Annotated in this window: 19 protein-coding genes and 1 other annotated feature; of the genes, 14 read left to right on the top strand and 5 right to left on the bottom strand. The window is 37.5% G+C overall.

The window, feature by feature from the left end; all coding sequences use genetic code 11:
- The first annotated feature begins 167 nt into the window (after window positions 1-167).
- Window positions 168-416, top strand: a binding site (T-box leader).
- Between the two features lie 94 nt (window positions 417-510).
- From ACXYMX_RS05470 to ACXYMX_RS05455, 4 genes are all read left to right on the top strand, one after another.
- Window positions 511-3,156 (top strand): valine--tRNA ligase, encoded by a 2,646-nt coding sequence (locus ACXYMX_RS05470; protein ID WP_459043232.1) that lies wholly within the window; start codon window positions 511-513, stop codon window positions 3,154-3,156.
- Between the two features lie 306 nt (window positions 3,157-3,462).
- Window positions 3,463-3,942, top strand: coding sequence for a type IV pilus modification PilV family protein (locus ACXYMX_RS05465; protein ID WP_459043231.1), 480 nt, complete (start codon window positions 3,463-3,465; stop codon window positions 3,940-3,942).
- Complete coding sequence (locus tag ACXYMX_RS05460; RefSeq protein ID WP_459043230.1) at window positions 3,939-4,367, top strand: PilW family protein; 429 nt, start codon at window positions 3,939-3,941, stop codon at window positions 4,365-4,367. Before ACXYMX_RS05465 ends, ACXYMX_RS05460 begins: the two co-directional genes overlap by 4 nt.
- A 1-nt stretch (window position 4,368) precedes the next feature.
- Window positions 4,369-6,453, top strand: a complete 2,085-nt coding sequence (locus tag ACXYMX_RS05455) for a PilX N-terminal domain-containing pilus assembly protein (RefSeq protein WP_459043229.1) — start codon at window positions 4,369-4,371, stop codon at window positions 6,451-6,453.
- A gap of 160 nt (window positions 6,454-6,613) precedes the next feature.
- On the opposite strand, the gene ACXYMX_RS05450 is transcribed toward ACXYMX_RS05455, so the two are convergent.
- Both ACXYMX_RS05450 and ACXYMX_RS05445 read right to left on the bottom strand, forming a co-directional pair.
- On the bottom strand, window positions 6,614-7,852 hold the full coding sequence (locus ACXYMX_RS05450; protein ID WP_459043228.1) for an IS4 family transposase: 1,239 nt from the start codon (window positions 7,850-7,852) through the stop codon (window positions 6,614-6,616).
- Between the two features lie 483 nt (window positions 7,853-8,335).
- Entirely contained in the window at window positions 8,336-8,587 is a 252-nt protein-coding gene (locus ACXYMX_RS05445; protein ID WP_459043319.1) for a hypothetical protein, read from the bottom strand.
- 133 nt (window positions 8,588-8,720) lie between these two features.
- On the opposite strand from ACXYMX_RS05445, the gene ACXYMX_RS05440 reads away from it, so the two are divergent.
- The 3 genes from ACXYMX_RS05440 (at window position 8,721) to ACXYMX_RS05430 (ending at window position 10,507) form a co-directional block, all read left to right on the top strand.
- Window positions 8,721-9,683: an Rpn family recombination-promoting nuclease/putative transposase gene (locus tag ACXYMX_RS05440; protein WP_459043227.1), complete on the top strand. Its 963-nt coding sequence runs from the start codon at window positions 8,721-8,723 to the stop codon at window positions 9,681-9,683.
- A 240-nt stretch (window positions 9,684-9,923) separates the two neighbouring features.
- Window positions 9,924-10,163 carry an AbrB/MazE/SpoVT family DNA-binding domain-containing protein gene (locus tag ACXYMX_RS05435; protein ID WP_459043226.1) on the top strand — a complete coding sequence of 80 codons (240 nt, stop codon included), beginning with the start codon at window positions 9,924-9,926 and terminating at the stop codon, window positions 10,161-10,163.
- Window positions 10,164-10,189: 26 nt separating this feature from the next.
- On the top strand, window positions 10,190-10,507 hold the full coding sequence (locus ACXYMX_RS05430; RefSeq protein ID WP_459043225.1) for a type II toxin-antitoxin system PemK/MazF family toxin: 318 nt from the start codon (window positions 10,190-10,192) through the stop codon (window positions 10,505-10,507).
- A gap of 74 nt (window positions 10,508-10,581) precedes the next feature.
- Here ACXYMX_RS05430 and ACXYMX_RS05425 read toward each other — a convergent pair whose 3' ends face one another.
- The 3 genes from ACXYMX_RS05425 to ACXYMX_RS05415 all read right to left on the bottom strand — a co-directional run bounded on the left by ACXYMX_RS05425 (window position 10,582) and on the right by ACXYMX_RS05415 (window position 13,025).
- Window positions 10,582-11,232: a glyoxalase gene (locus tag ACXYMX_RS05425; RefSeq protein ID WP_459043224.1), complete on the bottom strand. Its 651-nt coding sequence runs from the start codon at window positions 11,230-11,232 to the stop codon at window positions 10,582-10,584.
- 126 nt (window positions 11,233-11,358) lie between these two features.
- A complete protein-coding gene (locus ACXYMX_RS05420; RefSeq protein WP_459043223.1) occupies window positions 11,359-12,162 on the bottom strand; it encodes an ATP-grasp domain-containing protein in 804 nt (267 codons plus the stop codon).
- Window positions 12,159-13,025: an ATP-grasp domain-containing protein gene (locus tag ACXYMX_RS05415; RefSeq protein WP_459043222.1), complete on the bottom strand. Its 867-nt coding sequence runs from the start codon at window positions 13,023-13,025 to the stop codon at window positions 12,159-12,161. The genes ACXYMX_RS05420 and ACXYMX_RS05415 overlap by 4 nt, the downstream gene beginning before the upstream one ends.
- 64 nt (window positions 13,026-13,089) lie before the next feature.
- Here ACXYMX_RS05415 and ACXYMX_RS05410 point away from each other — a divergent pair, with 64 nt between their 5' ends.
- From ACXYMX_RS05410 to ACXYMX_RS05380, 7 genes are all read left to right on the top strand, one after another.
- On the top strand, window positions 13,090-14,280 hold the full coding sequence (locus tag ACXYMX_RS05410) for a bifunctional folylpolyglutamate synthase/dihydrofolate synthase (protein ID WP_459043221.1): 1,191 nt from the start codon (window positions 13,090-13,092) through the stop codon (window positions 14,278-14,280).
- Window positions 14,281-14,304: 24 nt separating this feature from the next.
- Window positions 14,305-16,011, top strand: coding sequence for a sensor domain-containing diguanylate cyclase (locus ACXYMX_RS05405; protein WP_459043220.1), 1,707 nt, complete (start codon window positions 14,305-14,307; stop codon window positions 16,009-16,011).
- 21 nt (window positions 16,012-16,032) lie between these two features.
- Window positions 16,033-17,757: a sensor domain-containing diguanylate cyclase gene (locus tag ACXYMX_RS05400; RefSeq protein ID WP_459043219.1), complete on the top strand. Its 1,725-nt coding sequence runs from the start codon at window positions 16,033-16,035 to the stop codon at window positions 17,755-17,757.
- A gap of 282 nt (window positions 17,758-18,039) precedes the next feature.
- Window positions 18,040-19,395 (top strand): VanW family protein, encoded by a 1,356-nt coding sequence (locus ACXYMX_RS05395; protein ID WP_459043218.1) that lies wholly within the window; start codon window positions 18,040-18,042, stop codon window positions 19,393-19,395.
- A gap of 29 nt (window positions 19,396-19,424) precedes the next feature.
- The gene (locus ACXYMX_RS05390) at window positions 19,425-21,077 is read left to right on the top strand and encodes a GspE/PulE family protein (RefSeq protein ID WP_459043318.1); all 1,653 of its coding nucleotides are present in this window, start codon (window positions 19,425-19,427) and stop codon (window positions 21,075-21,077) included.
- Window positions 21,078-21,089: 12 nt separating this feature from the next.
- Complete coding sequence (locus ACXYMX_RS05385) at window positions 21,090-22,136, top strand: type IV pilus twitching motility protein PilT (protein ID WP_459043217.1); 1,047 nt, start codon at window positions 21,090-21,092, stop codon at window positions 22,134-22,136.
- On the top strand, window positions 22,133-23,338 hold the full coding sequence (locus ACXYMX_RS05380) for a type II secretion system F family protein (protein ID WP_459043216.1): 1,206 nt from the start codon (window positions 22,133-22,135) through the stop codon (window positions 23,336-23,338). The genes ACXYMX_RS05385 and ACXYMX_RS05380 overlap by 4 nt, the downstream gene beginning before the upstream one ends.
- Window positions 23,339-23,515 lie beyond the last annotated feature (177 nt).

Raw genomic sequence — 23,515 nt, 5'->3', positions numbered from 1 at the left:
ACAATTGAAAAACGGCAAGTGGAATAATACAGCCTTTACAAAAAAATCTTGTTTTCCGAAGCCATGGTGGGAGCAAGTAAGGGTTATATCCTCTTCTCATGACACGATCCTTTCTTGATTTACTTGACGAGCAGAATGCAGTTCCGATATACTATAGGTAACTGCATATTGATGCGATGAACGGGATAGTACGTAAATTTGTTTGCTAAAGAGAGGGTACCATTGGTGAAAGGACCCGCTAACAATTTGCTGAATGTCACCCGCGAGCAGTTTCTGTGAACCGGACACTTTTTGTTGGATGAAAAATGTCTATAGTAGTGGAAACCGGTTTGAAGCCGTTATGAACGTATGAGGTGCATGGTTTTTTCCTATGCACGAATAAAGGTGGTACCGCGAACAACTCCTTCGTCCTTTAAGGCGATAGGAGTTTTTTTATTTTGTTTTACTGGTAAATAATCCCACTTGAATCAATTGAATGTTATCACGAACTGAATTAAAGGAGGAACAAAAATGTCGGAAGAAAAATTAACAATGCCAACAAAATATGATCCGAAAACTGTCGAAGAAGGTCGCTATGAATGGTGGCTTAAAGGTAAGTATTTTGAAGCACAACCTGAAAGTGATAAAGAGCCTTATACAATCGTAATTCCTCCACCAAACGTAACTGGAAAACTACACCTCGGTCACGCGTGGGATACAACACTTCAAGATATATTGACACGTATGAAACGTATGCAAGGCTATGACGCGCTATGGCTTCCAGGAATGGACCATGCGGGTATTGCGACACAAGCACGCGTTGAGGCAAAGCTTCGTTCAGAAGGAAAAACTAGGTATGATTTAGGGCGCGAGAAATTCATTGAAGAAACATGGAATTGGAAAGAAGAATATGCCTCTCATATTCGTGAACAATGGGGCAAACTTGGTTTAGGTCTTGACTACACACGTGAACGATTCACACTCGATAAAGGTCTTTCAAAAGCTGTTCAAGAAGTGTTTGTAAAACTATATAATAAAAAGCTTATTTACCGCGGTGAATACATTATTAACTGGGATCCCAAAACGAAAACGGCACTCTCTGACATTGAAGTTATCCACAAAGATGTGCAGGGTGCATTCTATCATATGCGTTACCCACTAACAGACGGAACCGGAAGTATCGAAATTGCTACAACTCGCCCAGAAACAATGCTTGGAGATACTGCAGTTGCAGTTCACCCTGAAGATGAGCGCTATAAACATCTGATCGGGAAAATGGTAAACTTACCAATCGTCAATCGTGAAATTCCCATTGTTGCAGACGATTATGTCGATATGGAATTTGGTAGCGGTGCTGTAAAAATCACACCTGCGCATGATCCAAATGACTTTGAAATTGGAAATCGCCATAATTTAGAACGCGTTTTGGTGATGAATGAAGACGGTACAATGAACGAACGTGCTGGCAAATATAAAGATATGGACCGGTTTGATTGCCGAAAAGAAATTGTTAAAGACCTTCAAGAAATGGATGTTTTGTTCGAAATTGAAGAGCATCTCCATTCTGTAGGACACTCTGAACGAAGCGGCGCAGTCGTTGAGCCTTATTTATCAACTCAATGGTTCGTTAATATGCAACCTTTAGCGGATCAAGCAATTGAATTGCAAAAAGGGGAAGATAAAGTCAACTTCGTTCCAAGTCGATTTGAAAATACGTACCTCAGATGGATGGAAAATGTGCATGATTGGTGTATCTCGCGTCAACTTTGGTGGGGACATCAAATACCCGCTTGGTATCATAACGAAACAGGCGAATTGTACGTTGGTACAGAAGCTCCTAAAGATATCGAAAACTGGAAACAAGATGAAGATGTATTAGATACATGGTTCTCATCTGCATTATGGCCGTTTTCGACGATGGACTGGCCTGATGAGGAGAGCGAACAGTTTAAACGCTATTACCCAACAGATGCACTTGTTACAGGATATGACATCATTTTCTTCTGGGTGTCACGCATGATTTTCCAAGGACTTGAGTTCACAGGAAAACGTCCATTTGACGATGTGTTAATTCATGGACTTGTACGTGATTCGGAAGGACGAAAAATGTCCAAATCACTTGATAACGGTGTAGATCCAATGGACGTTATTGAAAAATACGGGGCCGATGCACTTCGCTATGTACTTTCAACAGGTGCTTCTCCAGGACAAGACATTAAGTTTTCAATGGACAAAGTTGAATCCGTTTGGAACTTTGCCAACAAAATCTGGAACGCATCACGTTTTGCTTTGATGAACATGGATGGCTTGAAATTTGAAGAAATCGATTTATCTGGTAAAAAGTCCGTCGCGGATGATTGGATCTTAACACGATTGAATGAAACGATTGACCAAGTAACGAAACTTGCCGATAAATATGAGTTTGGTGAAGTCGGACGTGCGCTTTACAACTTCATCTGGGATGATTTCTGTGACTGGTACATCGAAATGGCTAAGTTGCCAATGCAAGGTGAAGACGAGGCGGCTAAGCTCATGACACGCTCGGTTTTAGCTCACGTACTCGACAACACAATGCGTTTGCTACATCCGTTCATGCCGTTCATCACAGAAGAAATTTGGCAGAACCTACCGCATGAAGGCGAATCGATCACGATTGCTCCTTGGCCAGTTGTAGACGAATCCATGTCCAATAAAACACGTGCAACAGAAATGAAATTACTCATGGACATTATTCGCTCGGTTCGTAACATTCGTGCAGAAGTGAATACTCCAATGAGTAAAAAAGTACCACTTTATATTTCAGTAAAAGACGACAGTACGGTAACTGTTTTGGAATCAAACCGTGCGTACATTGAGCGTTTCTGTAACCCGGAAACACTAACAATTGGAAAAGAAATCTCAGCACCAGAAAAATCAATGTCAGCAGTCGTAACAGGAGCAGAACTATTCTTGCCACTCGAAGGACTCCTTGACATCAACGAAGAAATTGCTCGTTTGGAAAAAGAACTGAAAAAATGGCAAGGTGAAGTGAAACTCGTTCAAGGAAAATTATCGAACGAACGCTTCGTATCCAATGCTCCAGCAGCAGTCGTTGAAGAAGAACGTGCAAAAGAAAAGGATTATCTTGAGAAATATGCGATTGTTGAGAAGCGTATGCAGGAATTGAAAGAACTTTAAACTAACCATGAAAAGGCATCTTGTTAGTCGGAATATGCGACTGGCAAGATGCCTTTTTAAGTTAATTTACTTGGTTTAATTGGAATTTGTAGAAAAAGAGATAATAATGTCCCATAGCCTTCTATGAATATATTAAATACACCAAGAAATAGTAATTTAATTAGTGAATTTTTCCTGTGAAGTGTGGTAGAATAGATTCAAATAAGGCTAATAGATAGTAATAAATTATATTAGTTAGGTAGAATGGATTAGTCATAATTATAATACTAAATAAAACAATGATTGAATATAAAAAGGATGGTGCTTATGACGAAACATAAACACAAAACGCGAATGAATGAAAATGGATTATCGCTTGTTGAAGTCGTTGCATCGATTGTTATTTTAACCTTATTAATTACAACTTTTATGATGATGTTTTTGCAATCCGCTAAAACTAATAAAGCTTCCGAGGAAATTGTGGATGCGACGTATATTGCGCAGACTGAGATGGAGAATATTTATAGTGTACGGAAAATCAATGGTTCAATTTCAGATGAGGCAATTGATACAGCAATTAAAAGTGTCGGATACCCGGATCCACCGTCTACTATTGTAGAGAATGGAAGAGAATGGTTTAAGTATAAAAAAGAAATTGTAAATGAGAATATTAGAATTGAATTAAGGTTAGAGAAAACCCTCGAGTCTATGAAGTTTGTAATTATAGAGGCTTACGAAACTGCGCCGAAAAATACACCCCGAGCAAAAATGCAAAACTTAATAGTTTGGGAGGTCAATCAACCATGAAGAAGTCCAAGAACAATGAAAAGGGCCTAACATTAGTTGAAGTACTTGCTGTGATTGTAATAGGAGCATTGATAATAATTTTGATTTCTAACACTCATTTATTTGGCCAAAAACAATATAAAAATCAATCTGGAAAAGCTGAAGGGTTGTACGATATTAGTTATGCATTAAAGGTGATTACAAAAGAAATTAGGAAATCTGAAACCCCAATTTGGTTAAGCGATACTGAATTTAGTCTAGATGACGTCATTTATAAATTTGATAAAGCTAATGAATCAATAACTAGTAATGGGTCTGTTTTAGTCAAAGATATTACGGATTTTGAAATAGAAGAAACAAATCCCAACAGTAAGTGGAAAATATCAATAGTAAATAAATCGAATAAGAAAGTAGAAACTCAAATTGTGATTAAAAGGGGGATTTAATATGAAAGTTGGGCTGCATTCTTTAAACAGTCGGGGTTTTACACTAGTTGGTGTACTAATGGTTTTAATTGTTTTATCCGTACTTGGTCTAGGCATTACTACTGTTGCCTCAAATTCTCTTAAAATCTCAACAGGAGAACGTGACGACCAATCTGTTTACTATATAGCAGAAGCGGGACTGACAGAGGTCCGAGCTCAAATTAATGATCTTGCAATAAAATCTTTCAATGATGTTGACAAACAATATCAAGAAATTATTAAGCCGGAACAAAAAGAATCATTTTTGATAGAAAAAAGTTTTGAAAATAGATTTTTGGAATCCGCTAGGAATGAAATAGGAACATATATAAGTACGAATCAGCCGAATGTTGAAATCGAATATGAACGCCAATTTGAAGGTAATGGCAAACCAACCGCTACAGTAAGTTTAATACCAAAAGAAAATGAAGATAATACTTATATTATTACTTCGGTGGGCAATATAGATGGTAAAACTAGAACAATATCACAGCTTGTTGTTGTAGCTTTCGGTCATGATCTAGAAACGGATGTAATTAGTCAAAATGGCTCAGGTTCCACTGAAAGTGGGGTATTTAAAGCATGTGCGAATGGCTATTTTAATAGCGCAACTACTAGTGGTACCGTAAAAGTTGAAGGCGATATAATATTAAAAAAAGATAGTACCTTAAGTTTGGGCGGCGAAGATGGTGGTATTGGCGGGAATATTTATTCTTACGGGAATAACCTGTCAATTACAAACTCGGCTCCTATTGGTGGTGGAGTTTATTCGAATGGTTCGGTTAATATAACAAACGCAACAACTATTGGAAGGGACCTATTTGCCCTTGGCGATATCAAAGTTAGTAATTCTGCAACTGTTAAGGGTAGTGTTCATTCAAATGGAACAGTAGAAATTTCAAATTCAATGAAAATTGATAATAACCTTTTAGCACTTGGGAATATTACTTTTACCGGTTATCCGACCATAAAAGGGAATGTTTTTTCTGATTCAATAATTGATATAAGTACCCATCCAGAAATTACTGGGCAACTTTACGCAACTAAGAAAATAAAGATTACTGGTCAACCCAAGGTTTCGGGGGATATTGTTTCAAAAGGTGGAATTACCATTTCGAATGGTCAGGTTAAAGCAAATGAAATATTATCTTCTGAAAATGTAAATACAAATGGAAATAAGTACAATAATGTTAGACAAAATGTTTCTATTGAAGAATTGCCAAAACCTGTTAATGGATTTAATGGTCTTAATAAATTAGTTGATGTTTCTGAGTTATATAATGACATTGATTGCACAGATCTAGATGATGAAAAATTTAAACCTGTAATACCTGATGCAAAATTTCGTAAAGATTCAACCAACCTACCTGGTGGTTCTGAGTCAATTGAATTTACAGACTCAAATAATGAATTACATTTCGATGTATTTAATTATAATAAGTATGATAAAGTTAACATAAAACTTCCGAAGTCAAGCGAGGAAGCCGTTTATTCTCTTTATTTCAATACCCTTAATATGAATAACCGTGATATTCATATTGAAGGAAATGGAAAGCTTAATATATATGTTAAGGACTCGCTATCATTAGGTAAGATTATTCAAGATAAAGATTCGAATGGTAATAAAAGAAGCAATTTTGATACAACTATTTATGATTTAAATGACAAAAAAACGCCTCCTATTTTATCGAATTGGAGTAACTGTAAAATCGAAGCTAACATATATGTGAAGGATGCAAACTTAACAAATAGTGGCTGTCCGATTTATGGAAATATTGTTGTTCTTGGTGAAAATACTGTTACTTTGGCTGGGGATAATAAAACGAATGGACAAATATTTTACTTGCCAGATAGTAAATTTGTTGCCTCTGGTTCCGTTGATATAAAAGGGGCTATAGTTACAAAGGATATGACTGGATCAGGGAATATTAAAATTTCCAATTCCGGACAAGGGGATGGCTATATAAACACGGACATTTTTGATAAACCGTCATCATCAACAGAACATGAGATCAAAAACTATAAAGCAAAAACTCTTTTATTAACTAAACAACAAATAGAGCAATAGTTTTAGGTACCCACTAGCGTTGCATAGCATCCATCATATACAATTTATTGAATTTCTTACCATCCCGGTCAAGACATTAAATTTAAAAAAGGGAACAGGTCCTCAAAAGACCAAATCAGTTCCCTTTTTTTACATATACTTATTGTCTCAATTTCATCTTTTACTCTTTTTCTTTCTGCTTCTTTGCTTTCTCTTTGTCGATAAAATGCTTTCTCGTGATTGGGCTAACAATGGCGAAATCTTCTCCAAACCGAATGGTTTTAGGCTTTGTTTTCGGTACTTTTTGCCGTCCCTTGCTCTTTCTTAACCTTCGATTGAAGTCCTTCACTAGCGCATTTATCGATGAGAAAAGGAATTGTTGCACCGTGCTTAAGAATGTCCAACTGTTTTTGGTCGGTTGATGAATAAGTCTCATGATCTCAGCCAGTGCGCAGGTAATCAATGCAATGTACATTTGATTCCAAATGCCAACGGGAGAATGACTAAATAAATGGCTGACCTTAACGTGCTGTTTGAGCCATTTGAAAAACAGCTCAACATACCAGCGATTTTTATAAGCCTCAAGAATCTCTTCCTCACTCAAATCCAGCCGATTTGTAATCAAATGAAAAGGTATCCCATCATCGTCAATGAATTCGATATACCGAACAGGTTCTTCTCGCGTTAGTATTGATACCAATTCGTTCTTTGTAACTTTAGGATGTGTAGGTTCGTAAGACTTCAACGTTTCCATCTTAAAGGTCTTTCTTATACGAACGAGAAATTGTACATCTCTTTCAATCCATCCACCCATTTTTGTTTTATGGGCATAGCCGCGATCCATAACATACAGGGCACCATCAGCATCAATGATGTGATTAACAGCGTCGGAGTCAGCTACATTCCCGGTTGATGGAATCATCTTTTCGGGAAATATACTATTCGCAGAGGCAGCAACAACACGTACATGCAACTTGATTCCGCAGGAATCTTTAGAGATTGCAGTCCAATTTAATGCATTCTTTGGCAATTTAACATAAGTTCCATCAATTATTCGAAGGGGGCCAACATTGGGATTGAGTCCTTTGGCGTTACCTTTTAGTCTCCAATACTGTTGGGCTAATCGACTAAGTAAGTCCGCCAAATCAGCAGTATTTAAATCAATTAAACGCCGGTTTATTTGCGAATGAATGATAGATTTAACCCCAATTTCTTTCTGAAACTCTTTTTTTGATCGGATACCGGTATCGATTATCCTAAGACTATCCCACTTGCAAAGACTTGCCATAATAAATATTTTTACGACTGAAAAGTCGGTTAGTTTTTTGGCATCATAGTTCATGAGCGGGCAAGCTAAAATGTTTGTTGGTAAATTAGATAAGTATTGACGAAAGACTAAATTTTGGTTTACACTGGTCATGGTAGAGCTCCTTTTTGATAGTGTAGGGAACTGATTTAGTCGTCATTTCCTTACCTACATTAGGAGTTTTTTTGTATTTTAGCAAGTTATTAAACTACTTAGAATAAATCCTTATTAAGGGCATTTTACATATTTTTACACCTACGCAACGCTAGTGTTAGGTACCTGAGCGTGAAACTAATCAGAATATACACTACAATTACATATTTATTAGGTCTATACTGAAAAAGTCGTCGGATTTGTATGTATATACAAAAGTCTGAATTGTTCGTTGTTGTTTATTGCACAGGTACTTTCAAAAGACACTATTCTTCCAACTCTTTTATACAAAGAGCTCCTGATCAAATTGGTCAAGGGGCTCTTTGTGGTTTGTTATTTTAATATGCTAATGCAGTCGTTAGATGATTTGCATCACACACTTTGATAGCAGAAATATATGATGAAGTAGTCTGACTACCTTTTACATCTCAACTAGAGTCATTTTTAAGAAAGTATTATGTTACCTTCTTCCTCCATTACTATCTGCTTTCCATCATTCAATACAATCTCAAGTGGATAAGTAACTGAGGATTTCTTAGAGAAATACCATTTTCTATTTGGTTTAATAAGGACGATAAACGTATCGTCTTTACCTGAAAAGTTCACTATTTTAGGCATGATTTCAGTTCCTCCGCGAAGCGGAATGCCGAAGTCCTGAAGTTGTTCGCTAATCTCCCCTATTAAAGGTGTTGTTATGCTAATTTCACTTCCTGTGAAAAAGTTAAATAATCCATGAGAAACAAATGGGAATGTTTGTTCTTTGTTCGTATATTTGCTATAGTTTAAGTAAATTCATAAATCAGAAAATGGAATGAAGGGATGTGTTAGAATGGTGGTAATGGGGCGTGTGAAAGAGACTTCGATACCCTATCCCCTATTAAGTGAACGAACGCAATTCGTCGCTGAAAAGAAGAACATGAATCACGATCAGTTATTCAAAGAGTTAATCAACCACTTTTTTATTGAGTTCATGGAAGTGTTTTTTCCGGAACAACGTGCAGATATCGACTTTGAATCGATACAGCCATTGTCGGAGGAATTATATACCGATCTACTTGAAGGTGAAAATCGTCGGGTCGATATTGTCATTCAGGCAAAGTTGAAAGGCACGAATACGCTAATCATCGTTCATATAGAACCACAAAGTTCCTACCAATCAGATTTCAATCAGCGGATGTATAATTATTTTGGTTTGCTTTACAATAAATACAGAATGCCGATATTACCCATTGCCGTATTCAGTTATGATTATAATCGGACAGAAAAAAGTCAGTTTACCATCGAGTTTCCCTCTTTTCACGTGTTAACCTTTAATTTTCTTATGTTAGAATTAAAGAAGAAGAACTGGCGGGATTTTTTAAATTCAGATAACCCTGTAGCGGCAGCATTGTTAAGTAAAATGGGATACAAGAAAAAAGAGAGAGTACAAGTAAAAATAGAGTTTTTACGTATGATGGTACGAATGGAGTTAAACCCTGCACGTGCAAGGTTTATAAATGACTTTTTTGAAAACTATTTGAAGTTAAATCAAAAAGAGGAGGAAGAATTCATGAGAGAAATTAGCCAAATGGAGAACGCAGAAGAATTCACAAAACTGCCCAACTCATGGGAAGAACGAGGAATTCGAAAAGGAATTAAACAAGGACTGGAACAAGGCATCCAGAAAGGAATAGAAGAAGCTAAAAGAGAAGTTGTTCTTGAAATGTTAAAAGAAGGTTCTTCGATTGAATTCATCTCCAAAGTAACCCATCTTGATAAAGGAGCAATCGAAAAGCTTAGAGATAACAAATAAGTCGGGTCCATTGTAAAAAGCAATATAGAACGGTGCCAGTCATTCGCACAAATTAAAAAAGCGTGCATAGTGCTTTTGGATTTCCTGTGGTGCTAATAGGTGTATCAAACGCTGCCAGCCACTCATTCAAATAACCCAAATCAGAATAAATCGCTATTCCTTTTGTATATACTTAGATATACAAAAGGAAGAAGGGATGTTATAATGTATGAAAGGTAAAATGATGAAAGGGTGATTCAATTGGTTACTAAAGTGAGTCAATGGGGCAATAGTCTAGGTGTACGTATTCCTAAATCTATGGCAGATAAGTTGGGGATTAAAGAAGGTTCCGAAATAAATATGTATGCTAATGATCATATAATCACGCTAGAACCGGTGAAGAATCATTACACACTGGAAGAATTAGTATCAAAAATAACAGAAGAAAATAAACATTCATCCATTGATACCGGCGAATCCTTGGGAAATGAATTAATTTGAGCTATATTCCGGATAGAGGTGACCTTGTGACGCTAAACTTTAATCCACAAAAAGGGTCCGAACAGGCTGCACATAGACCCGCGATTGTTATTTCTCCAAGGATATATAATGCTGCTTCGGGTCTTGTAATTGTTTGTCCAATTACAAGTGAAATAAAAGGGTATAGTTATGAGGTTGAATTACCCAAAACACTTTCAATAAATGGTGTTATCTTAACAGATCAACTGAAGAGCATGGACATTACAGCAAGGAACATTGTGTTGAAAGAAAGAATCTCAGAAAATAAAGAATTGGAAAATATAATCGAAATATGCCTAGCGAAGATTAAAACATTAGTGGGTTGACTAAAGTCATCCACGCAACTTAACAATCCCACACAGCCTATTGGGGCTATGCGGGATTTTTTTCCAGATAACCACTAAAGTGTTAGTTTTCCCTCTGCATCCAACACAATCTGCTTCCCATCATTCAGCACAATTTCAAGTGGATACGTCTCTGAAAATCTCTTAGAAAAGTACCATTTTCGATTTGGTTTCACAAGAACTATAAATGTATCCTCTTTCCCCAAAAAGTTTACTGTGTTCGGAATAATTTCAGTTGCGCCTCGAAGTGGAATTCCAAAGTCTTGGAGTTGTTCACCAACCTCCATAATATTCGGTGTCGTAATACTAACTTCACTTATATTGAGAAAAGATGCAGTCGAAACTTCCCCAAATAAATCTCGATGTCTTCGACCAATCAACTCTACAATATTTCCTGCTGGGTCTTCAAAATACATTGAATCCGCGTCGAAACTTGAAAAGTATACTTCGTCTCTACTTTCATCACGGTTCAGTGGGATTAAGTCCTGGATCCAATACTTCATCATCGAAAATTGATTGCCAGGAATATTAATGGCGAAATGATAAAAAGCAGGTTGATCCGTATATGAGAACGTAAGAAGGGATTCGCCGATTGTTACTGTGAATTGTGTATCGCTAGATTCAGAAATGGGCAATTCTAATATATTTCCGTAAAAACGTCTTAGTGACTTTATTTTATTCGTATAGAGCTTAACAGATTTGAACATACGATCACCTCGTCTGATTTTTTACTAGATCTGGTAGAATGCAACCAGTACCTAATTATATCATTAATTATCTATTAGAAATGTATTCTACATAAAGTTAAAATAAGCATTCACACTGAGTTATAACTATTCAGTGTGAATGCTTATTTGCTTTTTAATATGAAGCATAAGAGCTTGCGCAATCGATTCATCATGTGTTGAATAAAAAGATCGTGCACCAACAGGATCCTCGATTTCATTTAACAACCAACTACCATCGGGTAACAATAAAAAATCGATCCCGATGTAATCACTTTTGATTGCACGTGCTATGGTTTTTGCATCCTTTTCTTGTGAACTCGATAGGGCGTACTTTTCAACCGAACCGCCTAGGGTATAGTTGGATTTGAACGAACCGTTGCCAGTCCTTTTGACCGCACCGACAACGTCTTCACCAATCATGAAAACTCGTATATCACGTGCGCCCGACTCAATATAAGGCTGTACGATGAGCTCATTAGAAGTGAACAAGTCAAAAACTTTATCAGCATCCGCTTCAGTAGAGCAAAGAAAAACTTCATTGCCACCGTGTCCGTCTACTGTTTTTAAAACAACAGGGTATGAATTGATTTCCTCTATTTTGCGGACTCTTTTTGTAGGTAGAACAGGAACGCCAAGTAAAGTAGCAAGTTCAAACGTACGTAACTTATTATTAGCAATTTTATTAACTTCAGAACGGTTGAACAGCCGAAATCCTTCTGCTTCAAATTCGAATGCACGTTTAGAATCTCTGTCGCGGTAGAGGATAAAGGATGCATCCTGAGAAGGAACTTCCTCACCAATCAGCAACCGCAAGTCAATTCCAATTTTTTCTGCTTCATTAATCAAATCCTCAATAAACAACTGATTTCTCACTGACTCAATCTCTGTGTAATACACATAGCCCTTCATTGAAGTTTCCTTAAAATATACGCAATCATTGCATCCGCAACATTGATGCCGGTCACGTTGTAAATGTTCCGAATATGAGCGGCTGCATTCACTTCGCAAACTAGCGGCTTTTCATTTTCTCCAAACAACAGATCCACTCCTGCGAATTCGGCACCAACAGCATGTGCAGCGCTCAGCGATAATTGTTTTTGTTCCTCAGTCAATTCAATCGCTTCCGCAACTCCGCCATTTGTAATATTGGCCCTGAAATCTATTTCTGAGGAACGATACATCGCCGCAACGATTTCATCGCCGACAATGTTTACGCGAATATCTCGTCCTCTGCTCGTTGCTATGAATTTCTGGAACACATAATCCACACCACGAAGTTCATCGGTTTTTGCGTAAAATTCCTTTTCTGTTTCTATTAAATAGACCTTCATGCCAAACGATCCATGGCCTTCTTTAATGATCATTGGAAGTCCAAGACTTTGCAGGACTTTTTCATAATATCCCGAATCTACTATTGTGAACGAGGAATAGACTTTTGGAGCAATAATTGTTTCAGGCATAGGAATGTTATGTTTTGCTAATTGTAAATACTGTTTTGCTTTATTATCACAAGTTTCGATAACTTCGGGATCATTGAATACCGGTATTCCAAGATTTTTTAAATAAGTAGCTAGAAGTGTATCTTTATCAAGAAACACAACAAAATCAGGCAGTTCCGTGAGATTACTTTCTAGGTTCATCAGAACTTCATAGTTTTTCTTTATTTCTGTATGTACGCCCGCACGATTAGCTGCTTCCTGTATGAGCTCCGCTTGATCTCTGAATTTATCACTTGTTAAACTTCCATTGTAAATTACCCAGCAACTAACCATATAAATTCTCCTAATCATGATATAATTTAACTCTAAATAGATTTTACCATACGGAGGGGCTTTAATGATTCCAAAGCTTGACGAATATAAAAATCGGTGGATGCTAACGAGTGAAAATGCGATTAAACCTGGTCTTGAAGCCATTAAAAGTGCTCTAGCAAAAATGGGGAATCCTGAAAAAAAGTTAAAGATTATTCATGTTGCCGGAACGAACGGAAAGGGCTCTACGATTGCCTTTATGGAAGAACTCTTGAAACAACATGGATATACGACAGGCGTATTTTCTTCACCGGCCATTGTCGATATTCACGATCAAATAAGAATCAATGGCTTACCGATTTCTCCGGAAGAATTAAACCGTTCATTTAAAGATATGAAAGATGCAGGACTAGACGGAATGCTAACGGATTTTGAACTACTAACGGTTGCGGCATTCACATCTTACGAAAGACTTCAACCTGATTATGTCCTCCTTGAAACAGGAATGGGTGGGCGTTTGGATAGTACGAATGTCGCCAGACCGCTTGTTTCTGTTATTACATCGATTGCGCTCGATCATACGGCATTTCTAGGGTCGACAATTCAAGAGATTGCTAAGGAAAAGGCAGGAATTATTAAGAAAGATACACCGGTTGTCATTGGACAACTTCCAGAGGAAGCGCTTAAAATAGTAAAGAGCAAATCGAATAAGGAGAAAAGTCCTTTATTCATCTACGGCAAGCAATTTCCCTTGGTACATCATTCAACGAATCGTAAAATGCGAGGGGCACATCAAGGGATAAATGCAGAAGTTGCAATCGAGGCACTTCGCCTTGCCGGAATTAAATTAGTAGACCCACTCATAGACATGGCACTTCAAGCTACAGAGTTGCCTTTTAGATTTCAAAAAGTCTACCCGAATCTTTTTTTAGATGGCGCACATAACCCAGCAGCAGCGAAGGTTCTTGCGAATACAATTCGAACTGAATTTCCTGGAGAAAAAGTTGATTTTATTATAGGAATGCTGAAGGGAAAAGATATAAAAGGTACGTTAGATGAATTGCTTTCAGTGGCTAAGTCGTTCACATTCATCGATTTTCCGTATGATCAAGCAGCAAAAGGAGATCATCTAATGGAGTTTTGCGAATTTAGTAATAAAAGAGTGACAAAACTTATAAATGATACTATAATACTAGATAGGGAACCTAAAACGAAGACGATAGTCACAGGTTCATTATACCTTTTGACTTCGTTACGATTTGAAATGAAGAGTTAATACGGTTTAGGAGTGAATGTAGCTATGATGCAGAAGGTTAATAGATTTTCCATCTTAGCCCTACTATTGTGGCTACTAATTGTACCGGCTGGAACGGTATATATATTTCAAACTCAATTACCTCAGAGTGTTAACTGGCTTTATATAGGCCTATTTACGATATTGGGAATAGGAACCGTATTAATTCCGATTAATAGAAATGGTAAACCTGTATTCTTAGTTATGTGGTTGACTGTACCTGTCTTTCTTATATATGGTCTCGCTATTGAAATGATAATAATGCAAATTTTTATTTTTGCAACGTTATTTAAAAAGTCTAAAGTACTATCCGTTGTGGATCGCTTCTTTATAAACTCATTGTATTATTTCTTGTTATCTATTATAAGTGCAAGTGTTTTTCATTTAGCTGGTGGTAAAATCGGAACTTTCGATTTTTGGCCTTTGCTCTTGGCAGTGCTTGCCTACCAACTCACACACACATTATTAAATGAGCTAATCATATTTATCTTTGCTTATCATTTAAAGTTGAAATCAATTTATTTAGAGAAAAATCTTCTCGTTAGTGTTGGAATCGTAATTGTAACTCTTCCATGTGCATTAACTCTGTATTATCTATTGGAGTACATTGGCATTGCATCCTTCTTTTTACTCGGTATCCCATTTTTCTTTATTACAATTCTATTTCGGCTTTATAAAAACTCGGAAAAGATTAATGTAAGCTTGCGCCAAGCGGGGGGGTTTGGCCATGAGATTTCGGCGGAATTAAAAGAAGATGATGTTATCGATCATTTCGTTAACAATGTTTCATCAATGTTTAATGCCGAATATACCTATTTATTTGATTATAAGGACGGGTGGTTAGAACCAATACGTGCAATTGAACACGGAAAAATTCTAGAAAATTTGAAAGATACATTTTTCCTAGGACAAGGAGTTGCAGGGATTACACTATTGAAAAATGAACCCGTAATCTTTTACAATAGAAATGAATGGGAAGGCTTGGCGAATGGGTATGTACCAAGTGATATGGAGAGTATTATAGGTTTGCCAATTGTTCGCAATCAAAAGGTTGAGGGGGTACTACTCATTTCATCTGTTCGAAAAGATGGTTTTGAGGAATATCAATTAAAGATTCTAGACCTTCTAAGCTCTTATTTTACAGTTTCTGTTGAAAAAGCGAGATATGTTGAATTGAAAATAAAGCAAAGCAATCGATGCTCATTAACTAAACTGTATAATTATAGATATCTTGAGAATGAAATCGAGGAAAAAATGGATTTGGTAAACAGTGGACATTTGGAGGAATTATCAATACTGATGCTTGATATTGATTACTTCAAGCAAATAAATGATATGTACGGTCATCAGAGTGGTAACGATATACTCGTGAAACTTGCTCGTTTATTCGAAGAAATGCTTCCGAAAGATGGAATTGTTGGAAGGTATGGGGGTGAAGAATTTGTTTATGTTCTCCCTGGTATGTCCAAAACGATTGCTTTATTTTTTGCCGAGAATCTTCGCTTAAAAGTTGAAAGTTTTCCGTTCCGTATTACACCAGATTTAGGTGAAGAGAGGATGCCGATCGATGTGTATATAACAATTAGTGTAGGCGTTTCCTCTGCGCCGATTGATACTGATGAAGCTAAAGCAATCCTTCGAAATGCGGATCGCTCGCTTTACTTAGGGGCAAAACAAACTGGGCGGAACCGTGTAGCGAGCTATGTAAGATAAAAGGAAGGTTGGTGGGGAATAGTGGAAGTATCTAAAAAACAGCAAGTTCAATCATTCATATTATGGTTACTTGTGGCTCCACCAACCGTATACATAGTTTACACCTATTTTCCAAAAGGAGAGCTTGATTGGTTAAACCTGTCATTACTCTTTGTACTCTTAATTAGTACGATGTTTTTACCGATTAAATTTAATGTTGTTACAATTTCATTGGAACGGTGGATTACGTTCGCTATCTTCTTTCAATATGGCGTATTTGCAGAACTGCTATTTATCCAAATAGGTCTTGTGGTGTTGCTTTTTAGTGAAAAAAGTGCATTGCCTTTAATGTATAAATTCACTGCAAATTCATCTATTTATGTCGTTTCTTCCATTGCAAGTGCGGCAATATTTCATGGATTGGGTGGAAAGGTTGGTATGCTCGACTTTTCTCAATTGCTGGTTTTGGGGTTTATCTATTCAGTAGCCTATACGCTCATTAATAATATTGTCCTCAAATTCCACTTTTTTATGAATAAGCAAGTTTATTCACTTCGATCTCAAGGGGCGTTGTGGGATTACATAGCTACAGTCATCGTTCTACCATTTAGTTTATCTTTATATATCTTGGATCTATACTTACAAAACATTTCATTGATTCTTGTAGGTATCCCATTTTTAACTTTGTTAATTGTTGTAAAAATGTATGATACATCAAATGATTTAAATGCTCGACTTACTTTTGCAGGAGAAATAGGACACGAGCTTGCGGACCAGCTTAGTATTGATGAGGTATTGGAAACGTTCCTAAAGAAGTTAAATGGAGTTGTTCCATTTGATAATGCATATGTCGTCGATCTTATAGATGATGTCCATTGCATTCCAATAATGGGAATCGAGTCATCCAAAATCCAAAGAAATGTTCTGGGGATTTCATTCTTACAAGGTAGAGTTGGAGCAAATGGGTTTAATAAGCAAACTTCAAAAATTTATCATAATAAAAAAGAGAGAAAAGAACTTAAAGGTATTGAGTTTACTCAACCTATCGAAAGTGTCATTACCGCGCCAGTAATAAGGAATTATAGAACGGCGGGATATTTAATACTTACCTCTAGAAAGAAGAATATATTCGAGCAAATTGATTTAGAACTGATTGATATTTTGGCTGGTTATTTATCGATTACATTGGAAAAGGCAAGGTATTTCGAAAATACAATTGAAAAAAGTATGCGTTGTGGATTAACGAAGATTTATAATTTTCGGTATCTTGATTCAAAGTTGGATGAAGAAATTATTCGATATCATACAAAGGAAATATCTAAAATGTCTATCCTTATGATGGATATTGATCACTTTAAACAAGTCAATGACACATATGGCCATGAAACGGGTAATGACTTACTCTGTGGACTTACTGAGATATTACAAAAGCATGTGAGTGCGGAGGAGACACTAGCTAGGTATGGTGGGGAGGAATTTGTTATTTTACTACCTGAGAGATCGAAAGAATACGCAATCAATTTAGCGGAAACGATACGTAAAGAAGTGAATAATACGGTATTTTCAGTTGTTCCAGACTTATCGGAAGATCGTTCACCAGTTGAAGTAAGCATGACGATAAGTATCGGTGTAGCCGCTGTTCCAGACGATGCAATCGATGCCAAGAATCTTATGCGAAATGCTGACCGTGCATTGTATATAGGTGGTAAACAAGCTGGTAGAAATCGAGTTGGGGTATACGAGGAACAATTAGTAATAAGTATCTGAATTAAAGAGGTCAAAAGGACTAGGACGTCAGATGAGCGGTTGCTTACTGACGTTTTTTTTATACAAATCTATAAACTCATTGTGATTTTAATCAAAGTTATCTTGCTTTGGTGGGCATAAGTAACCATTAAGATGGGGCGATTTGTCGAAATAGAGAGCGATTTAACGAAATCGTGGTTGCTTAATACTATTTAATGGGTATAATAATAGTATAATAGACATTTTAGGTACAGTTGACTTATTATTCGATAAGGTGTTTTCTAAAGTAGAGGAGGTTTTACTTTGAAATTAAAATATTTTTTCCCAATTATTACATGGTCTATCTTAGCGCTTGTCCTTATAGCTCAAGTGTTGAATCCCTCTTCAGCTGTCTTAGCACAAAGTGAAAGTACAAAAGGACAAATCGCAGGTATTGAAATTGAATCGACAAAAAAGTCTGAAATCCTAGCACAAGTTGTGACTGAAGTAGAGAAGTGGAAACAAAATGACATCATTATACATGGTACAACAGCAAAGATAAGTATGCCAAGTAGTTACATAGACTTTGATATAACCAAGACGGTTGACCATTACATGGCGATAACGACTAAACCATGGTACAAATTTTGGGGCGGAGAAGCAAACGCTCAAATCCTGTTGGAACTAACCTTAAGTAACGAAGTGGAAGAAGCATTGAAAGAAGCACCGTTATTTTATGTAGAAGAAACCCTTTCTGCTATTCAAACACATTCTAGTTTTTTGAAATACGGAGCAATTGAACCAGTAGAAGTCCCTTTAACGAAAGATGTAATGGACCGAATTTCTTTTGAGGTTCAAGAAGTGAAGGTCAATGCAAGTGGTCTTCCTCAAATTGTTGAAGCGTTGAACGATACAACGGTATTAAATGGTGAAACATTTTCACTTCTAGCAATACTAGAGAATTCAAATACAACATATAACGATGAAACTGCAAATTTTGTTGCATCGACATTGTACAGCACTGTTTTACAATCTGAACTGAGTATAAAAGAACGTCATTCGCAAAATAAAGTCCCTAATTACTTACAGCTTGGTGTCGAAGCAAAAGTTGACAGCAAGCGTAACCAAGACTTTGCTTTTGTGAACAACACAAATCGACCCGTTTCAATCTATTCAACACTAGATGGCGGCCGACTTTCTATTGAGTTGTACTCGCTGCAATCAGATACGATAGTAACTATTAAAGTTATGAATCAAGAACTCATTAGTCCGCGGACGATTCAAAGATTGACACCTAATCTTGCTGTTGGACAAGAGAAAGTCGAAGAAGACGGTGCAAATGGGTACCGGGTACAAGTTTACCGATCTATAACTAATGGGAGTTATGAAAAAGACGAACTAATAAGTCGTGATTTTTACCCGCCAAAAAACAAAGTGGTTTTAGTTTCTTCTTTAGAACCACTAGTTAGTCAATCAGGTCCTGACGGTAGTACGAACGATGCGACTACAAACACTCCAGGAACGACTACTGGTGGAAACACCGACACAAATGCAAATGGTGATTCGACTAATAACACGGGTGAAACGAATAACGATAACAATACAGAAAAAGACGACAACGAATCTGTTGTCAAAGAGTACGATAAGGGTGGGAATTTGATCACTTCCGATTCTTATTAAAAGAATGGAGTGGCGAAGTGAGATTTGAAATGCGGAAACGAATCGGTGATCTCTTAGTCGACTCAAAAGTGATTACTTCTGAACAACTGGAATGGGCACTTGCAAATCGAAGTCGAGAGGAAAAGCTTGGTGATTTTCTAATAAGTCAAAAGCTGATCACGGAACAACAACTTATTGAAATGCTGGAATTACAACTAGGAATTCCACGCATTCATTTAAGTCAGCACGTTATTGAACCAGAGCTCACCCAACTCGTACCAAAAGAATTGGCAAAGCGTTCGAACTTAATGCCCGTTCACCGAAAAGGCAACAAGTTAATGATTGCTATGGCGGATCCAATGGATTACTTTGCGATTGAAGAATTGCGAATGGTGACGGGCTGTCAAATTGAAACGAGCATTGCTTCCAAAGATGATATATACCGAACGATAACAAAGTATTACGATTTACAAGAATCAATGGAAGACGCACTTGAAGATATAATGCCTACGAATTTAGATGATGAAACTCAAATAACCGATGAGGATTCTCCAATCGTTCGTTTAGTCAATCAAATCATTGCGAATGGCGTAGCGCAACGTGCAAGTGACATTCACTTTGACCCTCAAGAATCTGAGTTGAAGATTCGGTACCGGGTCGACGGCATTATGCGTGAAGAAAGAAAATTGCCGAAATCGATGCAAAACATAATTATTGCAAGGGTTAAAATTATGGGGAATTTAAATATTACTGAAAATCGGATTCCACAAGATGGGCGCATCAAATCGTTTGTAAACTTCCGAAATATAGATATTCGTCTATCTACATTGCCTACCATTTACGGTGAAAAGATCGTAATGCGAATTCTAGATTTAAGTAGTTCACTAAATAATTTGGAGCAACTTGGATTTTCCAAAGACAATCTGGCTAAATTCCAAACGATGCTTGAACAACCGAACGGCATTATATTAATTACAGGTCCAACAGGTTCGGGGAAGTCCTCAACACTATATGCGGGATTAAATCATTTAAACGATGAAAAAGTAAATATAATAACGGTAGAAGATCCAGTGGAGTATCAACTTGAAGGAATCAACCAAATTCAAGTTCGTGAAGAAGTCGGGTTAACATTCGCAGCGGGTTTACGTTCGATTTTAAGACAAGACCCCGATATCATCATGGTCGGAGAAATACGAGATATGGAAACTGCTCAAATTGCCATACGATCATCATTAACAGGTCATCTAGTATTAAGTACACTTCATACTAATAGTGCAATTGAATCCATTTCTCGTCTAACCGATATGGGAGTAGAAACATTCCTACTATCGTCTTCACTAATTGGAGTCATGGCACAACGGTTAGTACGTCAAATTTGTAAGGATTGTGCAGAAAAACGAGCACCACTTGAACATGAAACAGCAATATTTAAGCGGTACGGTTTCCCGATTCCTGTCATTACATATGGACAAGGGTGTCCAGCGTGTAACGACACTGGCTATCGAGGTCGATTAGCGATTCATGAAATCTTACCGATAGATGATACGATTAAAGCACATATTATCAACCGAAGTTCACCTACAACGATTCGTAACTACTCCAGAACAATTGGGTTTAAAACGCTCGTAGAAGATGGGCTTCAAAAAGTCGCTGAGGGGCTAACAACAACCGAAGAAGTACTTCGAGTTGCGACTTCTGAATAAGGGGGGAAGAAAATGTCGTCTACGATTGAGCAATTATTAACGAAAGCTTTTGAGGAAGATGCATCAGATTTACACATTACATCTGGTATCCCAGCCGTATTTCGGATAGATGGACAACTTCGTCAATTGGATGAACAGAAGTTTATGCCCTTAGAATTGGATCAAATGCTTGCGACAATTTTACCTGAATCAAAAAAAGAAGAGTTTGAAACGAATGGTGAAAGTGACTTCAGCTACGCGCTACCTGGGAAGTGTAGGTTCAGGATCAATGCGTTTCGTCAGCGTGGATCTACCGCAATTGCGGCACGCCTAATTTCAACCGGTATACCGACTTTGGAGCAACTTGCAATGCCCCAAATATTGTATGAATTAGCAAAAAAACCACAAGGCCTTATTCTTGTTACAGGTCCAACAGGTTCAGGGAAATCAACAACTCTTGCGGCAATGATTGATTATATTAATGCAAACTACGCAAAACATATTATTACACTTGAGGACCCGATTGAATACCTGCATTCGCATAAACGTTCGATTGTGAACCAGCGTGAGGTAGGAACGGATACAAATAGTTTCTCCAATGGACTTCGCGCAGCTTTGCGACAGGATCCAGAAGTAATTCTTGTAGGTGAGATGCGTGATTTAGAGACGATTTCAACTGCGGTTACCGCAGCTGAGACAGGTCACTTAGTACTTGCCACACTTCATACGAGTAGTGCAGCGACAACAATCGACCGAATCATTGACGTGTTTCCGCCACACCAACAAAGTCAAATCCGAATTCAATTGGCGAACGTACTGCAAGGGATTGTATCCCAGAGGTTATTCTTGAGAAAAGATGGAGCAGGACGGGTGGCGGCATCAGAAATCTTAATTCATGTACCTGCCGTTTCGAATCTAATTCGCTCTGAAAAGGTCCACCAAATTACGAACGTGATGCAAACGAATCGTGAGTTAGGGATGCATACGTTGGAAATGTCCATTCAACAACTGATTTCAAAAGGCGTCATTAACTTTAATGATGCAAAAGAATTTTTTGATGATGCAGGTGAATTCCAATGACCATCTATAAATACACCGGCCGAACAACGAAAGGTGAAATGAAAAAAGGAATTGTCGATGCCGATTCAAAATCTGCTGCCGTTCTTAAGTTACGTAGACAAGGCATTAACCCAAGGGAAGTTGCGGAATCTACAAATATCCTTCACAAACAAATTACATTTGGACAATCCGTGAAAAACGAAGATTTTGTTATCTATTGTCGCCAGTTTGCTACACTGATTCGGGCGGGAATTCCAATCGTTGAATCGACCAAAATTCTAGCAGAACAAACATCAAGTAAAGGTCTAAAGCAAGCCTTATATGCAGTTGAAGAAGATGTCCGAACAGGTACTGCATTCTCAACTGCTGCAGGAAAAAACAGCAAAGTGTTCCCACAAATGTTTGTCAACATGATTCGTGCGGGAGAAGCAACAGGGAATTTAGACGATACATTAGACCGTCTCGCATTCTATTACGAGAAACAACACAACTTGAAAAAGAAAATACAGTCCGCAATGATGTATCCGCTCGTGTTGCTTGTCCTTACAATCATCGTTTCTGTTTTCTTGTTAATAACCATTGTTCCGATGTTTGTCGATATGTTTGCTGATTTTGATGCAGAACTTCCTGCAATAACAGTAATGGTTATGAAACTAAGCGAATTCCTACAAACGTTTTGGTGGTTAATCGGCCTTATTGCACTTGTTTCTATCTACGCAGGAATGTATATATTTAAAAACAATAAAGACATCAACTATCAAGTGCATTATGTATTACTGAAAGTGCCGCTCTTTGGTAAATTGCTTCAAAAAGCAGCGATAGCGAGAATGTCACGAACACTTTCATCTCTATTTAGCAGTTCCGTTCCAATACTACAAGCGCTGACAATCGTAGAAAAAGTTGTCGGCAACCCAGTTATCGGAAAAGTGGTTTTAGAATCAAGGTCCAGCTTGGAAAAAGGCAGTACCTTATCTGGTCCACTCCAACAAAGCTGGTTGTTCCCACCGTTAGTCACTCAAATGACTGCCATCGGAGAACAAACGGGGTCTCTTGACTATATGTTAGAGAAAATCGCAGACTTTTACGAAGACGATGTGGACAGGTCGGTAGATACGCTGAAATCACTTATCGAGCCGGCAATGATTGTATTTCTAGCGGCGATTGTAGGGACTATTGTCTTATCGATTATGATGCCGATGTTTAGCTTGTATGAACAAATCTGATTTTATTCCTCAGGGGTTCAAGCCCTGCGGAATAAAATCAGAGCCTCCGGCGGATGTCACAGATTTTAAAGGGAGTTAAAGAAGGCAACCTAAGTTCGCTGCGTCCTGCAGCAACGGTTGCATGACCCGCGTCGTGCGGGACTCATGCTCAATTTAAAATCTGGACGCAAACACGTC

It is taken from the genome of Sporosarcina sp. CAU 1771, from assembly GCF_054482775.1.
Note: the sequence above shows the minus strand (reverse complement) of the source record. Positions and strands in the feature narration are given on the sequence as shown.